Source organism: Stieleria sp. JC731 (assembly GCF_020966635.1).
GTDB lineage: Bacteria > Planctomycetota > Planctomycetia > Pirellulales > Pirellulaceae > Stieleria.
The window spans coordinates 126,124-142,844 of record NZ_JAJKFQ010000011.1; the positions used below are offsets into that span (position 1 = coordinate 126,124).

12 protein-coding genes are annotated in these 16,721 nt (G+C 53.9%); 4 read left to right on the forward strand and 8 right to left on the reverse strand.

Going from position 1 to position 16,721, the window contains the following annotated elements:
* Positions 1-93: 93 nt before the first annotated feature.
* The 6 genes from LOC67_RS17600 to LOC67_RS17625 form a co-directional block, all read right to left on the reverse strand.
* Positions 94-1,068, reverse strand: a complete 975-nt coding sequence (locus LOC67_RS17600; protein ID WP_230263963.1) for a TrmH family RNA methyltransferase — start codon at positions 1,066-1,068, stop codon at positions 94-96.
* Entirely contained in the window at positions 1,065-1,976 is a 912-nt protein-coding gene (locus tag LOC67_RS17605) for a hypothetical protein (protein ID WP_230263965.1), read from the reverse strand. Before LOC67_RS17605 ends, LOC67_RS17600 begins: the two co-directional genes overlap by 4 nt.
* 206 nt (positions 1,977-2,182) lie before the next feature.
* On the reverse strand, positions 2,183-3,163 hold the full coding sequence (locus LOC67_RS17610) for a dihydrodipicolinate synthase family protein (RefSeq protein ID WP_230263967.1): 981 nt from the start codon (positions 3,161-3,163) through the stop codon (positions 2,183-2,185).
* A 165-nt stretch (positions 3,164-3,328) separates the two neighbouring features.
* The gene (locus LOC67_RS17615) at positions 3,329-4,819 is read right to left on the reverse strand and encodes a DUF1501 domain-containing protein (protein ID WP_230263969.1); all 1,491 of its coding nucleotides are present in this window, start codon (positions 4,817-4,819) and stop codon (positions 3,329-3,331) included.
* A 6-nt stretch (positions 4,820-4,825) separates the two neighbouring features.
* Positions 4,826-8,032, reverse strand: coding sequence for a PSD1 and planctomycete cytochrome C domain-containing protein (locus LOC67_RS17620; RefSeq protein WP_230263971.1), 3,207 nt, complete (start codon positions 8,030-8,032; stop codon positions 4,826-4,828).
* A gap of 234 nt (positions 8,033-8,266) precedes the next feature.
* Positions 8,267-8,653 carry a ComEA family DNA-binding protein gene (locus LOC67_RS17625; RefSeq protein WP_230263973.1) on the reverse strand — a complete coding sequence of 129 codons (387 nt, stop codon included), beginning with the start codon at positions 8,651-8,653 and terminating at the stop codon, positions 8,267-8,269.
* A gap of 188 nt (positions 8,654-8,841) precedes the next feature.
* Here LOC67_RS17625 and nadC point away from each other — a divergent pair, with 188 nt between their 5' ends.
* Positions 8,842-9,768, forward strand: coding sequence for a carboxylating nicotinate-nucleotide diphosphorylase (gene nadC / locus LOC67_RS17630; RefSeq protein ID WP_230263975.1), 927 nt, complete (start codon positions 8,842-8,844; stop codon positions 9,766-9,768).
* A 353-nt stretch (positions 9,769-10,121) separates the two neighbouring features.
* Positions 10,122-11,582: an undecaprenyl-phosphate glucose phosphotransferase gene (locus tag LOC67_RS17635; protein WP_230263976.1), complete on the forward strand. Its 1,461-nt coding sequence runs from the start codon at positions 10,122-10,124 to the stop codon at positions 11,580-11,582.
* 132 nt (positions 11,583-11,714) lie between these two features.
* Here LOC67_RS17635 and LOC67_RS17640 read toward each other — a convergent pair whose 3' ends face one another.
* Both LOC67_RS17640 and LOC67_RS17645 read right to left on the reverse strand, forming a co-directional pair.
* The gene (locus tag LOC67_RS17640) at positions 11,715-12,839 is read right to left on the reverse strand and encodes a hypothetical protein (protein ID WP_230263978.1); all 1,125 of its coding nucleotides are present in this window, start codon (positions 12,837-12,839) and stop codon (positions 11,715-11,717) included.
* A 123-nt stretch (positions 12,840-12,962) separates the two neighbouring features.
* Complete coding sequence (locus tag LOC67_RS17645) at positions 12,963-14,423, reverse strand: sulfatase family protein (RefSeq protein ID WP_230263979.1); 1,461 nt, start codon at positions 14,421-14,423, stop codon at positions 12,963-12,965.
* 171 nt (positions 14,424-14,594) lie between these two features.
* On the opposite strand from LOC67_RS17645, the gene frr reads away from it, so the two are divergent.
* Entirely contained in the window at positions 14,595-15,155 is a 561-nt protein-coding gene (frr, locus tag LOC67_RS17650) for a ribosome recycling factor (RefSeq protein ID WP_230263980.1), read from the forward strand.
* Positions 15,156-15,205: 50 nt separating this feature from the next.
* Positions 15,206-16,627: an SLC13 family permease gene (locus LOC67_RS17655; protein WP_230263981.1), complete on the forward strand. Its 1,422-nt coding sequence runs from the start codon at positions 15,206-15,208 to the stop codon at positions 16,625-16,627.
* Positions 16,628-16,721 lie beyond the last annotated feature (94 nt).

Sequence of the window (16,721 nt, forward strand, 5' to 3'; positions counted from 1 at the left end):
GCGGTTAATACGCGAAGATGCAGCGGAGAGTATGGTGATACGGCTGGGCAGACATTGCCAGGAGTCGTCTTATTCGCGTTCTAGTAGAAACGTTTAAATCTTGCCGGGCCGTTTGGGTGAGTCGGATTGCGCGATCGCCGATGGTTCGGCCACTGTTGTCGGGGGAACTGTTTCCCAAGGTTTCGACAGGCCATGCATCAGGATGGCGGCGGCAACGGACACGTTCAGGCTATCGAGCAATGGCTGGCCTTGATGCGTCGGTCTCATCGAGATCCTGACGCGATGGCTGCAGGCATGCTGGACGTCTACTGGTAGCCCGTCGCCTTCGTTGCCGAGCACCAAAACGCAAGGCGGACGCTGCTGATTGTACCGCGTCACGTACTCGTCCATCGAGACTGAATCGTCGGCCAGTGTCGCGGCCAGGCAGTGGAAGTTCCGGCTGCTGAGCATTGCTAGATCGCTGACGATGTCGCTGGACTGGAAAACCGTCATCGTCAGGGCCGCTCCCATGCTGACACGCAGGCAGCGGCGAGAGTATGGGTCGACCGAACGTGTGTCGATTAACACCTGCCGAATTCCAAATGCGGCGGCAGATCGCAACATACTGCCAACGTTTTCCTGGTCGCTGATACCGACGAAAGCGAGCGACAGTTCGTCGGGGGCGAATTGGTCGATTGGTTGAAAGTTTGGCCGATCGGCGCTGGCGAGAACGCCTCGATGGAAATTAAACCCGGCGAGCTGACTGATCTGATCGCTGCTGAGTTCGTAGATCGGAAAATCGGTTTCTTCAAGCGGCAAGCATGCCAAGTCAAAACCTTGTTCGACGACCAATGAACGGATGCGGCAGCCGCTCTGAATCATTCTCGCACATAGTTTTCGGCCTTCGGCAACGATAAATGGTTGCCCGCGATGCCGACCTTGGGGATGTCTCGCCCGCTGGCCGGCTTCAATGCTCTCCGAGTGACTGCTCTGCAGGTTTGGCTTAGAAAACTTGAGGTTGCGGAAATCGGCAAGTTCTGGAGCTTCGGTCGCAGAGCCAAGTAGGGTCGTTCGAGCGATCTGGGTCATCGGATACGCTGGATCATTGCGGGTTGGCCTTCGGTGGAAACCCAGATCCTGCCGGAGTCGTCCACCGCGATTGCCTCGATTTGCTTTAACTTTGGAAGTTCCACAATCGTTGGCATTTGACCAAGTCGCGTAAAGAGGTCCGCCCCAGAACTCTTTTTGACTTGGTAACCATTAAGGTAGCTGCAAATCCAAAGGTCGCCCGTCGTTGGATTAAGTGCCATCCCGGTGGCCATTGGGATCGGGATGTTGCGGATCGCTTTGGTTTCCAAGCGGATGGTTGGCAGCCCATCACCGTCTGCTTCGGTATTGAGTTTGGGTTCGGGTAGTGGGATCTCGTGAAAGGTTGCCACAAACGCGGACTTGCCAAGCAGATAGATTTTTCGATTTGAGACGTCAACGGTTATCGATTCACAGTTCTGCGAGCCATTGGCGTAGCTAACTTTAATACGCAGATATGGTGTGACCTTTGAGTCCGACTGGGGATCGGGTTCATCCAAAAGGTAAAGCGACACGGAGTCACGTCGGTTGTCATTGTCACCGACATCGGCGATCAAAAGTTTAGGCCCATCGTCATCGAAGGCCGCCATGTCTTCCCAGTCTTGGGCACCGGCATGTTTTAGTGTCGCACGACCACAGGCCTTTCCCTTTTCATCGAAAGCGAAAAGACGCGCCGAGTCACCGGAGTCATTGTGCGTCCAAACACAGTGGGGATTTCGCAGGGAAAACGCTAAGCCGCTGCTTTCGTTGACCTGGTTGTCATGCAGCTGCAGCGGGGCGCTTCCGCTGGTGATCGCTTCAGCCGGTTCCCATGCGAACGCGCGAGCGCCAATCGACGACAATGCAAAACCGACAAGCAGAATACTTTTGAAAAGAATCGATCGCTGCCAGAAAGCGAAGCGGGTGTTCATAAAGATGACGTGTAAACGCGTTTCGGCGGAGGAGGTGCTTGGAAACCATGTAAATGGCAAGCCAGAGTCAGCAAGCTCTGAACGAAAAAGATCAGAGTATTGGCATGGTTCTGAGCATAGCCTACCCGCCGCGTCAATCGGCGCGAGAACTTTTCGCGTTCAGCCCGCTTCGCGTCCGATTGTTTCCGGCACTACTGTGTCCAACACTACTGCACACGAAGCTGTGACAGCACTTGAGCGACAATCGTTTCGACTTTGCCCGCATCAAAAGCGGCTTTGGGAGATTCAACATAGTCGCCTAGTAACGCATCGATTTGGCGCTGGGCACTGGCGACGGCATCTTTTTGTTGTTCCGAAAGGGGCACCCGGCCCGGACCCAAGTCCCAGCCTCGGCTTCGTGCTCCGGCGCGGAAACCTTCGGGGAATTCTCCGATCGAAATCATCGCGTCGAACAACGGCAGTAACTGGTATTGCAACTTCATTGCTTGTTTGATGTCGCCGGCGACGACGGTGCGATGGATCGCTCGGGTCAGCTCGGGGACCACGCCACTGGTCGCATTGGTGCCTCCGTTTGCACCCGCGACAAGCATCGGTACCAACGCGGCATCCCAGCCGGTCAGGAAGCAAAAGTCATCTCGCATCGGGCGAATCTGCGAGATCATCCGCATCATGTTCGGCAAATCGCCGGAGCTGTCTTTGATCCCGACAACGCGTGGGCATTCCGATGCCAAGCGGACAACGGTGTCGACAGAGATGGGCGAGGCGAATAACGGGATGTTGTACAGCGTCACATCCACCGAAACCGTGTCTGCAATCTCGCGAAAGTACGCGTACACGCCTTGGTCGCTCAGTCGGTAATAAAACGGCGCGACGATCGCGACCGCTCGCACTCCCATCGCCCCGTATGCTTCACAGGCTTCGATGGTTTCTTTCGTGTTTGCTTCGGCCGCACCCGCCAAGATGGGAACCCGTCCAGCCGTCTGTTCGGTGACGACTTGAACGATGCGCCGGCGTTCTTCAGGAGTGAAGCGAACAAATTCTCCCGTGCTGCCGTTAGGGTACAGCCCGTCGACTCCCTTTTCAATCAACCAGTCAACGTACGCTCGCAGGGTGTCTTCATCAACGCGACCCTGCTTATCCACTGGAGTGATGTTGGGCGTCAAAATCCCTGAAATCGGTGCGCTCATAAGTCGGTTGATCGAGTTGAATTGAATAAGACGGCCAAAAAGATCGGATGGTGACTGAATCGTAGTTCGCCGTTTGGTGAGATGTATCTACCCACCTTGGCGATCACAGAAAAGTCGCCGATCTGGAAGAGTCGATAATCACTACAGCAGATTCGGCGATTGGTTTTAAGCCAGTATTCCACGGACGACATGCGCCGGTTCGACACCGGTGAGTCGCTGATCAAGTCCCTGGAACTTGTAGCTCAATCGCCGATGATCAAACCCCATTTGGTTCAGGATCGTCGCATGGAGGTCTCGGACGTGGACCGCATTGTCGGTGACGTTAAAACCGAAATCATCACTTTCGCCGTAGGTAACTCCCGGTTTCATTCCTCCGCCTGCCATCCACATGGTGAATGCGTTGGGGTGATGATCTCGACCGTCGTTTCCGCCGCCTTGGACCATTGGGGTTCGTCCGAATTCACCTCCCCAAATGACCAGCGTGTTTTCCAGGAGCCCGCGTTGTTTCAGGTCTTTGATTAACGCCGCACAGGCTTGATCGGTGTCTTGGCAATTCTTTTTCAGGCCGTTGACCAAATTGCCATGCTGGTCCCAAGCCTCGTGGAACAGTTGCACAAACCGAACACCACGCTCCACCAGTCGTCTGGCAAGCAGGCAATTCTTGGCGAACGATGGCTGATCCGGATCGACGCCGTAAAGGTCAAGCGTTGACTGAGTTTCGCTGCGAATGTCCATCAGTTCCGGAGCCGAAGACTGCATCCGGTAAGCCATTTCAAACGAGCTGATTCGCGTCGCGATTTCAGGGTCACCGGTCTCTGAGAGGTGCCGTCGATTCAGCTGCCCGATCGCATTGAGCGCGTCTCGCTGAGCCTTGGCGTCAATGCCAGGCGGATTGGAAAGGTACAAAACCGGATCACCAACGCTGCGGAGCTGAACGCCAGAGTAAACCGTTGGTAGATAGCCGCTGCCCCAATTGCTGTTGCCGCCACTAGGGCCTTTACTGCCGCTGCTAAAGACAACAAATCCGGGTAGGTTTTTCGATTCGCTGCCCAGCCCATAAAGCGACCATGAACCCAAGCTGGGTTTGCCAAAAAGTTGACTGCCCGTATTCATCATGATCTGAGCAGGAGCATGGTTGAATGCGTCGGTCTTCATCGACTTGATAATCGTCAAGTCGTCAGCCATCCTTGCGGTATGCGGAAGGATTTCGCTGATCTCCGCACCGCATTGACCATGCTTGGCAAATTTAAATTTAGGTCCGAGCAACTTGGAGTTGGGATTGATAAACGCAGCTCGGTAACCGTTCAGCAGGTCAGCTGGCGGAAGGGTTCCGTCAAACTTAGCCAACTGCGGTTTGTTGTCGAAAAGTTCAAGATGGCTGGGAGCACCGGCCATGAACAAGTAGATGACGTTTTTTACTTTGGCCGGGAAATGCGGTTGCCGGACATCCAAAGGGTCCGATGGGCTGTTGCTGTTGTCAGGCAAAGTGGCTGCTGGTCGTGCAACTGCCGGTTGGCCAGCAGTGGCACGTTCATCCGCCATCAACTGCGCAGCGGCGATTGCGCCCAGTCCGACGCCACAATCTCGCATGAACCAACGACGGGAAACCGAGCGCGCGATCTGTTGTTGCTGCTTTTGAAGATTAGTACTGTGCATCGCTGTTTACTCTCGCGTGATGGTTTCGTCGAGGTTCAAGATCACTCGGCATAGCAACGTCCACGTCGCCAATTCGTTGCGATCGAGTCCTTCCAGGTCTAGCAGTTTCCCTGCGGTCAGGATGTCGTCCGCGGACAACTGTTCTGCGTCGACACGCTCGCGTTGTTGTTGCAGAAACTCAGTCAGCAACGTTTGCTCATGTTCCGATGGAGCACGCCCAAGACATCGCAATGCAGCCGTTTGAATCCGCGTGGCGTCGACATTGGACGCATCGTTGACTTGCCGTAGCAACTTTGCCGCTAACGCAATCGAGCACTCCATAAACAAAGGCTCGTTCAGTGACGTCAGTGCTTGCATCGGCGTATTGCTGACGCTGCGGCGAACGCATGAAAGATTCCCCGGAACCGCATCGAAGTTTTCCAACATCGGATAGGGGACGCTACGAAAACGGAACGTGTATAACGCTCTTCGATAGCGATTGTCGTCGGTGTCTACATTCCAGACTTTGGGGCCATAGCTGACTGGTGGAACAAACAGGAAATCTGGCGCGGGCGGATGAACACTAGGCCCACCGACATGGTCATTCAGTAGCCCGCTTGCAGCCAGAGTGATGTCGCGTACCGTTTCGGCGGGAACGCGGAAGCGGGCGCCTCTGGCGAGTAACCGATTGTTCGGGTCTTGGGTCAGTAGCTCTTCGGTAACGTCTGATGACTGGCGATAGGTTGCGCTGGTGACAATTAATCGATGGATCGCTTTTAGGCTCCAATCTTGCTGGACCAATTCGGTTGCCAAGTAATCCAGCAGTTCAGGGTGCGTTGGCGGAGATCCCTGCGTGCCAAGGTCATCGCTGGTTTCGACGATGCCGGTTCCGAAATAACGTTGCCAAATACGATTGACGATCGAGCGTGCCGTTGTGGGAGATTCATCCGAAGCGAGCCATCGTGCCAATTGCAGGCGTGCCGGTTCGTCGGAAGGTTGCAGCGGATGCAAGAATTCCGGCACGTGAGGCTGGACTTCTTGTTGAGGATTTAAGAAATCACCACGGGCAAGCAGATGTGTTTTGCGGTGATCGGTGCGACTGGCCAGCGTCAATTGGGTTGTCGATTGCGGATGATCTTCCCAAGCCGCTTGAATTTGCTGGTACCACGCGTTTCCTTCTGGTTCGATCGATAGCCAGTGGGTGAAGACGATGTCACGCTGAAGGTCGTTCCATTTTTCAGATGGTTGTTGTAAGACTTCTTGTACCGCAATGGGCAGCGGATCTGACTTTGGCAGCGGCTCACTGGTTGCCGATACTCGGAACCGCCCGATGTTAAAGGTCTGGTTGTCGTCGCTATTCCAGCCACCATGTCGTTGGGCTAAGTGGACAATGATCGTCGCATGTTGGCCCTCGGGAATTTCGATCGGTTCGGCAAGTTCGAACCATGCCGTTTGAGGAATGTTGCTTTGCGGCGAGTCGACTTCATTGGTCCATGCCGTTTTGGAATCTCCGTCGATGGCGAATTCGATTCCTCCGGTGACTCGTTTGTCTTTGCCGCGATTGTCGTAATGCGGTTTAAGGTCAGCGGTAGCCGGAGATCGGTCCGCAGCAGCTCGGCTGAATTTTAGAGGGATGGTTTTGTCCGGCGTTCCCGACAGAATCGCTTCGGCCGTGAATTCGCTTAACGCCCAAGTCCCTTCGATGCTGCGTCCCGGGCCACCTTTGGGGAGATTCGGATGCTTTAAAAGTTCAAGTCGCAGCGCCGTGATCCGCTCGCCGGAGTAAACGCCAGTTCCTTGAGGATTGAAGTTTGTTGGCGCGTAGCTTTGGCAAAGGAATGAACCGTCGGGTTGAAGAAGAAACTTGGATCCGCCGATTGTTCTGTCCAAAAAATCGAGTTGCAGTGTTTGCCAAGTCGATTCGGGAAGTACGACTGCCTGCTTTGCCCACAGGTCTAATCGTGTTTGCCAGCCATCGATCGAATTTTTGGCGTCTTGGCGAATGTTTTCGATCCGCTGCAAAACTTGGTCACGTTGGTGTTGCTGTTCGTCGGTGTAGACGGGGATGATCGCGTCGTGGGTATCATTTAAATATGCGAATAGCCCGTAGTACTCTTCGTGCGTTAGCGGGTCATACTTGTGCGAATGGCATTGGCCGCACTGAATTGTCAGTCCCAGAATTGCTTTTCCAACAGCGTCCATTCGATCGAACATCGCTTCCATTCGGAACTGTTCTGGATCGGCGCCGCCTTCTTCATTGACCATCGAATTGCGTAGAAAGCCGGTCGCGACAAAATCATCTTGGGTCGCTTCGGGAAGCAGGTCGCCAGCGATTTGCCGGATCAGAAAGTCATCATAAGGGCGGTCTTGATTTAACGAGTTAATGACCCAGTCGCGATAGAACCAGGCTTCACGCGGTTTGTCTTTCTCATATCCGTCGGAATCGGCATAGCGAGCGGCGTCGAGCCACATACGTCCCCAATGCTCGCCGTAATGTTGGCTGCCAAGTAGATGTTCAACCAATTCGAGGTAAGCATCGTTGCCACGAGTTTTCAATTGACCGGTCCAGTGCCGAACGAATTCCGGTTCCGGTGGCAATCCTGTTAAGTCCAGCGATAAACGCCGAACCAATGTGGTCGGTGAAGCAGTTGGCGATGGATGGAGACCTTCTAATTCCAGTTTTCGTAAGACGAAGGCATCGATCCCATTGCGTCCCCATTGTTTGTTTTCGACTTCAGGCAGCGTGGGACGAGTGGGGTTGCTGAATGCCCAGTGCGATTGAAACGTGGCACCCTGCCGCAACCATTGACGGATGATTTCGGTCTGCTGGGCGGTCAGTTGTTTCCCTGAGTCCGGAGGTGGCATCTTTAGATCCGGATCCGGCTCTAAGATTCGCAGCAACAGTTCGCTTTGATCGGGAGCGTCGTGGTCGATTACTGCGGCGGCGTCATCAGCAACATCAAGACGCAACCCGGCTTTGCGGCCTTCTTCGTCCGGGCCGTGGCAATGGAAACAGGCATCGGCCAAAATTGGCCGGACATCGCTCGCATAGTCCAACTCTTGTACGTTCGGTTGGTCGTCCGAAAATGCCGGTGTCGTGATGAAGCAGATGCCCAGCAATCCGATTGAAAACTGTGACATTGAAAACGGCGACACTGAAAGCCGAATCATTGATTGAGCCGGTTTAAGCCATGCTGGCATGGAATCGGCGAATGCAAGTGTCAAACGCTTCATCAGCAGTCGATAAGTTTGAAGGGGGAAGGACTTCGGTCGCTGTCTGAAATCTTGCTGCGGATAGTTTTGGCGATCAGCGGCCCAGTAAAAGCAGCATTGATCGCGATCAAGCGTTCACGACCAATCGCCTTGTGCTGGCAAGTATCAGTGAATCGTTTCAGACGGCACCTGAGGTGGGACCTGTATTGTAACAGAATCAAACTCAATGCCGGATGTTGCTGCCGACATTCGTCCCTATTCGTTTGTCTGTTTCCTTGTCCGTTTATCTGTCGAATCGACAAAGCAGTAGGGTGCGATCGTTTTCACCGTCTTCTCGCCGATCCCTCGGATTCGTGTTAGCGAGTCCAGGTTGTCGAAGTCCCCGTTTTTTTGGCGATCAAGAATAATGCTCTTCGCCGTCGATGTGCCGATCTGCGGCAGAAGCAAAAGTTCCCGTTCGGTGGCACGGTTTAGATTCAACGAAAGCTGAGGTGCCGGCAACGTTGATCGCGGCGGTTCTTCGTTGGTGATTAACCAATAGCAATAAATCGCTGCGATCAATATCACGCAGGCCACCGGAACGATGCGGTGCAAATCGGGGCTGAGAATCGGCGGCGTCGGTTGTGGAGGCAGCGGGGACATGGTGTAGCTGCGGCGATCCGATGTGAAACGTGTGTAAAATCCAATTCATCACCAGAGGGGGCTTTAATGATTCGGCTTCACGACAGACTCTGCAAGCGGCCCGCTCGTCAGTCCGAGCTTTTTTGGGCAAAATGAAAACACAGCTGACTGTTCAATGCCCGTCCCCGTGCGAACCCCAACGACTTTTGATGCAAGACTATGTGACCGTGACCGCTGACGACGCACTCGAAAATGATGTTCGTTTGTTGGTCCGTTTAGCGATCGCCGAAGACTTGGCCGGATCGATCGATTGGACAACCGTTTGCATGGTGGATGCGGACCAGAAAGGTGGATGCCAGATTGTTCCCCGTGGCGATGGCGTCTGTGCCGGGATGGCAATCCTGCCTTGGATCGTTGATGAATTTGATGCCGATCTTGAATTCGAAACGCTGTTGGCTGACGGACAGCGATTCACGCCAGGGCAACCGATTGCAAAGTTGCGTGGAAACGTTCGTGACTTGCTAACCAGCGAGCGTACGATTTTAAATTTGATTTCGCGAGCGAGCGGTGTTGCGACATTGGTCCGCCAATATGTCGATGCGATCGAAGGTCTCAAAGCGAATGTTTACGACACTCGCAAGACGACGCCGGGGTGGCGATTGTTAGAGAAGTACTCTGTCGCGTGTGGCGGAGGACGCAACCATCGACGCGGTCTGTACGATGGTTTTTTGATCAAGGACAATCATCTTCAGTTGGCTGGCAAAGATGGTTGCCCGGTTTCGCCTAGTGAGGCTGCAAAGAAAGCATTGCAGTGGCGGGGCGGGCAGGTCGAGCATTTGACGGCTCCGTCAATCGTCGAAATCGAAGTCGACTCGCTGGAGCAACTTCGCGATGTGCTTCCCGTTTCGCCGGATATTGTCTTGATCGATAACTTCGCGATCGAAGACATCCATGCAGCAGTCAAATTGCGAGACGAACTGAATCCCCAAGTGGAACTGGAAGTTTCAGGAAACGTCAAGCTCGATACGATCGTCGAGATCGCTAAAACCGGTGTGGAACGGATTAGCAGCGGTGCCCTGACCCACCAAGCGACTTGGTTGGACTTGGGACTCGACTGGTTGGACACACGTGGGTAGTCGAACGTCGCTGTGACTTGTCCTGGTCGCTTTGACTGGGTGCTCCGACTGGGCGATTCTGATCGAGCCGTTATTTGCGGGCTTATCAGCTTCAATCGCTGGCCTCAGCAGGCTTGTGGATCAAGCACTTTGGCAATTTCAAGCACGTGTCTTTGAAAACGTGCGACTTTGCGCCAATCCCAAAGCCGCTCAGTTAAACACTGAGCTAGGGTTCCCTGACGAATGCTATTCGACGCAAACAAAACTCAGGGGGGCAATTGGCTGCCGATCATACGGCGGTTCAGGCCGAAGGTGTCTCTCAAACGCGGTCGACTAGATCCCCGAATGTGCACCACGGTTTCGATTATTAAGTCATGCCAGTTCGACAGTTTGATGGCCGCTCTCCTATTACCGGCGAGCGTCGGTCGTTAGATCTTCTACAGCCCACGATGGATTCCGCAGCCATTGTCGGTTCTTTGTACGCGGTCAAGTATGTCGCTCGAGGCGGAATCGACGATGCCGGCGTGATGCTGGGGCTGATCGCGGCAATTGCGTTTTTGATTCTTTCAAAAGTATCTGGGCTTTCACGAAGCAACAATCGCGGCAACGCCAATCACGAAGTCACCGCGATTTTCTTGACTTGGCTTACCACCATCATGGCGCTGGCTATGATCGGATTTGCCACTCGCTACGGTCAAGTGTTCGCACGTAGCATCATGTTCGTTTGGGCCGTGATCGCACCAATGATGATCGCGCTATCGCGAATGATCATCCGGATCGTTATGCAGTCTGCGCTACAGCGAGGCTACGGTGTCCGCCGTGTGGCAATTGCGGGAATGAACGAACTCGGGCGGCAAACCGCTTCGAACATTCTGGATGAACCCGGACTGGGGTACAGCTTCGTCGGTTTTTACGATGACCGTTCGACCGATCGTCCAACGAAATCCGTTTCAGACAGCAAAGACGACTTCGATGAAAGCGGCCGCCACATGCATCGGCACACGCTTGAAGGCAACTTGGCGGAGATGATCTCTCGCTGTCGCGAGGGAAAAATCGATACCGTGATGATCACTCTGCCAATGCGTGCGGAGGATCGGATTCGGTTTCTTTTGGACCAGTTGAGTGATTCGACGTGCTCGGTCTATATCGTTCCTGACTTCTTCGTTTTTGAACTGCTGCACTCCCGCTGGACCAATATGGGTGGACTGCCCGCGGTCAGCGTTTTCGAAAACCCATTGTTTGGCGTCGATGGAGCGGTCAAGCGAGTCACGGACGTTCTGTTGGCGACAGCAGGATTGGTCGTCGCCGCGATTCCGATGTCGTTGATTGCGATGGGAATTAAGCTTACCAGCAAAGGTCCGGTCTTTTTCCGACAGAAACGCTACGGTTTGGACGGCAAAGAGATTTTGGTTTGGAAGTTCAGGTCGATGCGGACGTGTGATAACGGTTCGGTCGTAAAGCAAGCCACCAAAGATGATCCGCGAGTGACGCCTTTGGGGCGGGTTTTGCGAAAGACCAGTCTGGATGAACTTCCCCAGTTGTTCAATGTGATCGAAGGCACCATGTCATTGGTTGGGCCACGTCCACATGCCAGTGCACACAACGAACAGTACCGTGGTTTGATCCGTGGCTACATGTTGCGTCACAAAGTGAAACCTGGCATCACCGGACTAGCGCAGGTAAACGGTTGCCGTGGTGAAACCGAGACCATCGACAAGATGGAAGAACGGGTCCAGTGGGACCACCAATACATTCGCCGCTGGTCGATCTGGTTGGATCTGAAAATTCTGTTCAAGACCGTGATGGTCGTGTTGAAACAAGACGCCGCCTACTAATTTCACTTCGCAGTGTTCTCTGAAGCACTGCTTTGTGAAGCAGTGTGAGAGACATCTGTCGGTTGTGGTATTGGTTTCTCACCGAGGCACTAAGGCACGGAGGTTAGTTCGTAGTGAGTTCTGCGAAGAATGCTAATCGTGCTCTGGCCAAGCAAAATCGGTGTGGGTGCCACCGACCCACATCGAATAGCCCTCCGCTAAAGGCAGTTTTGCGAAGTCGCCTTTTTCTCGCATTTCGATCATTAGGTCGCGAAGCATTCGACCGATATGAATATCCAAGTCGTTGTCGTCTGCTTCTGGATCGATCGACATCTTTGATCCGTCATGCAAAGTCAGTTGAAGCGTATCGCCATCCTCATTCATCCGTTCGATGGCGTCGTACCAAGCGTCGATGTGAAAGATGTGTTCGGTGCCTTCGATAAAGTCTCTCTTTCGAAGCGACTCGGGACGGGTGTCGAAAATTAAATCGACGTAGCCTTCGTATTCGATATCGAACAACATCGAGATCGCCGTGATCGAGTCATCGGCGTTACCCGCATCTGGTTGCGGCGACTTTCGGTAGCTCTTGATTCGCTGGCGGACGTAGCGGGCAATCTTTCCCATATCGGTTTTTAGGCTCACGCGAAGCGTCTTCGATCGCGTGAAGTCACGTAGTGTCAGGTCCAAGCAGTCTTCTTCGCCCTGATTGCGATAGTACTTGAAACGCTGATGTGCCTCGTGCCGTTTGGCTTCGTCCCAGCGATTGAAGGCGGATTGAAAGGTCTTCAGGCGTTTCCCGTCAAGTTCCTTGAACGCTTTTTCAAACTCGTTCTCGGGTTCTTTCGTCAGGATCATGACGGCAAGATCCTTCTGCTCGGCTTGTTGGCTACAGCGTGTCAGTTCCGTTAACACATTCAAGGCTGAAGCTTTATCCGACGGTGTCGCGCCGTCTGCAGCCAACCATGGATCGACGATGCCTTCAAAGGCGTCTGCGTCAATTCCGGCGAGTTCCTCTTGGAAGGGTTTTGGGATCATCGCCAGGGTTCTTGCAGCGATCGTTTTGTGCTCCGAAAAGTTCGCATAAACTTCCCGCCGGACTTTCCACCAAGCTTTGCGATCATCCAAGATGTCACGATGGGCCGAAATGATGATGACAACATCATCAATCGTGATCTCAAGATCCGGTGTCCTAATCAGCTTGAGCTTGCCTTTGGTATCTTTCAGGATCTTGTCGAACTGGTCTGCAGACGCGAGAAGCAAATCGTTGCTTGCGGACATAGGGTGCGTGCAAAAGAGAAAAGGAGCGACGGTGTTGAGAGGCTGTGCTTGATGATGGCAAGCCAGGCATCAACGAAGTCGGTGAAGTGCGATGTATTCTCGTGAGATACCAAACCATCGTCATTAACGAGAGCGTTCGGCGTCGACGATCAACGCGAGTTCCTGTCGAAGTTCGGCGAGGACTTCGGTTTCTTGGTCGATCAAGTTCTTCGTTTCACCCAGGTCGGTATCCAGGTTGTAGAGCTGACCTTTGTACGGAGCGTTGCGATCAAGCTTCTTGCCTCGATCGCTAAATCCACCTGAACCATCGCCTTCGATCAGCTTCCAAGGGCCTCGCCGATACGTCATCAAACCTCGACCGCTTTGCAGTGCGAGCGATTGGCGTTTGGGGCGATCGGACTTCGTGCCTGTCAGTTCGCTCAGGAAACTGAAACTGTCTGGTCCTGCTTCAGAGTCATCACCGACGCAACGTTTTGAACCAACAAGCTCATCCATCGTCGAAACGAAATCGACAAAGCTGATCGTCGCATCGGATTGTGAACCTGGTTTCACCACACCTGGCCAGCGTACAACCATTGGCATACGGTGCCCCGCTTCCCAGGCATCAGCCTTCATGCCACGCAGGCCGGCGGCGCTATCGTGATTGAATTTGTCAACGTCTTTGTCGTACCAGGTCGGTCCGTTGTCGCTGGTAAAGATCACCATGGTGTTTTCTTTCATGCCGGCCGATTCCAGTTCGTCGAGCACACGCCCGATCATCGAGTCGACCATCACCATAAAATCGCCATAGAGACCCGCGCCCGACTTGCCCTCGAATTCGGGTAAAGGGAGCCACGGTGTGTGTGGCGAAGGGTATGCCAAGTAGAGCATCAATGGTTCTTTGTGGTCTTGATGCGAGCGGATGACTTCACAAGCCTCTTCAGTGAATTTGGGAGTGACGTCCACCAGGTTCAATCCTGGGGCGATTCCACCTGCCCGCCAAAACGCCCCTTGGATTTCATTCCAATGCCCTCCGCTTTGGTTTGCTTCGATGGACTCTGTTGGTGGGGCAATCGCTTGGCGGTCTCGGATGTAAAAGTATGGCGGGATATCAGTCGAGGCTCGGATGCCGAAGAAAGAATCAAATCCACGATCTGCAGGTCCACCACGGAGGGGGCGGTCGTAACCTTTTTCTTCAAATCCGACATGCCACTTTCCGACCATGCAAGTGCGATAGCCGGCATCCTGAAGGACGGATGGCAATGTGACTTCGCCCTCATTGATCAGCGGCTGCTTGGGCCATTTGCCGACGTTGATCCGGAACGGATATCGCCCCGTCATCAGACCGTATCGCGACATGTGACAGAGCGGACCGGACGCATGGGCGTCTGTGAATCGCATTCCTTCGCTAGCCAGGCGATCGATATTTGGGGTCGGGATTTTGCTTTGGGGATTAAAGCAACCCGGATCGCCATAGCCCATGTCGTCCACCAAAACGATCAAAATGTTGGGCAATTTTTCGTCAGCGAGCGCGGGGGCTGTGCCGATGGAAGTGAACGCTACGGCAAAAACAACAAGCAAAGGCAAAACGATCGAAATTCGCATAGATCTATTTCTTGGGATTCGTCCCATCGGGTCAGCCGGATAACGCAGAATTAAGCCAGAATTGTACGCCGAAGGGGTTCATGGCGTTTGCCCACCTTCAACCAGGTAAGGAAAAGACGTTAAACTTTTCGGTTCGACAACATTTCAACCTAAAACCCAAGGATGCTCATCATGTCCGCCGAAGAAACTCTGATGGATGCCGAAGAACGCATGGAAAAGGCGATTGCCGTGTTGGGAAACCAGCTTTCTGGCATTCGTACCGGTCGTGCGACCCCCGGGTTGGTTGATTCGCTAAAAGTCGAAGCTTACGGTTCGACTTCACCGCTGAAGCAGTTGGCTTCGATTGGGGTTCCCGAGCCTCAACAGATCCTGATTCGTCCTTACGACGCCGGGACAATTAAAGACATCGAGAAAGCGATTGTCGGAAGCGATCTCGGTTTGAATCCGCAAAACGATGGTCGCGTGATTCGCCTGAATGTTCCCGCCTTGTCGACCGACGTTCGAAAGAAAATGGTCTCGCGAATCAAAGAGCTGGCCGAAGACGCTAAAATCTCGATTCGAAACATTCGACGCGATGCCAACAAGCATGCCGATCAACTGGAAAAAGACAAAGAACTGTCTGAAGATGATCGTGACAAGCTGAAAGACGACATCCAAGAGTTGACCAAGAAATACGAGGAACAGGTCAACGAGATGGCGAAGGCTCGCGAATCAGAAGTCATGGAAAGCTAGTTCCGATTACTTATTGATCGGACGGAACCTCGAGAAAGGCCAAAGGCACGGTGACGGCGGATCAAAGTAACGGCTCCAGCAATCGAAGTACTCCGAAAACGCGTATCAATCCGTTGGCGGTGATCGCCGGGCCCGCTGGGGCCGCCGCAGTCGCCGCTTTGGTGACTTACTACGGGCATGAAGCGCCCGTTGCGATCACATCCGCCATCGTGGTTTGGTGCGCCATTTGGTGGATCACCGAACCGATCCCGATCGCGGTAACTTCACTGCTGCCCTTGGCGATATTTCCCGCGACCGGTGTGCTCAGTTCAGACCAAGTCGCCGGCGCGATGGGGCACCAGCTCGTCTTGCTTTTCATGGGCGGGCTGATGTTGTCGATGGCAATGGAACGCAGCGGCGCTCACCGGCGTCTCGCGTTGGTGATGGTCCGATTCTTTGGTGGGCGTGATCAAGCCGGCGCGAATCCGCGTCGTGTCGTGTTCGGTTTTATGGCTGCCGCTGCCGTCCTCAGTATGTGGATCTCTAATGGCGCCACGGCTCTGATGATGCTGCCAATCGCTTTGGCAGTGATCGAGCGTTCGGACAGCAACAAACTCGGCTCCTGCCTATTGATGGGCATCGCCTTCGCGGCCAGCGTTGGCGGGACTGGGACGCCGATCGGGACACCGCCAAACCTGATCTTTATCGACAACTACAAAGATATCGGTGGCGAACCATCGTTTATCCAATGGGCCGCTTGGACATGGCCAATCATCGCGCTGATGTTGCCCGTCCAGGCATTGTGGCTAACGCGGCGATTGAAAAGCAGCGAACGCTTGACGATGCCCGAAGTCGGTGCCTGGCGACCGGAAGAAAAGAGAACTCTGATCGTCTTCGGTATTACAGCCATGCTTTGGGTGACGCGCACTGCTCCGTTTGGCGGTTGGGCTCAGTGGGTTGGGTTGCCCTCGGCTCACGATTCCGCGGTTGCGCTGCTGGCGGTGATCGCGATGCATTTGATTCCCAATGGCAAAGGCGAAACGCTACTGACGTGGAATGATGCTGTTCGGATTCCTTGGGGCATCCTGCTGCTCTGTGCTGGCGGATTTGCGATCGCCGAAGCGTTTCGTTCGACCGGAATCAGTTTGATGATCGGACAGCAACTGACCGGGCTAGGCGATTTACATCCGTTCTGGATCGTCGCGGTGGTTTGCTTGGCGGTTACGTTTTTGACCGAAGTCACCAGCAACACGGCGACTGCGAATCTGCTGCTGCCAATCTTGGCGTTGGTACCGGCTGAAGATCCTAAGTTGATCATGATCCCGGCGACGATCAGCGCAAGCTTCGCCTTTATGATGCCGGCGGCAACGTTCCCCAACGCAATTGTGTTTTCCAGCGGCAAGATCCGCGTAAGCGAGATGATGCGAGAAGGCTTTGTGCTGAACTTAGTCGGTGTCGTTATCGTGACGGCAGTTTGCTTCCTAATCCTCTAACCCGAGCTAGCAATCTTGTCGCCGCCGGGTGTCCGGCAGGTTACACTTGGACCCGTCTGCTGATCTGCGGACCGCGTTTTACATTGGTAATGTC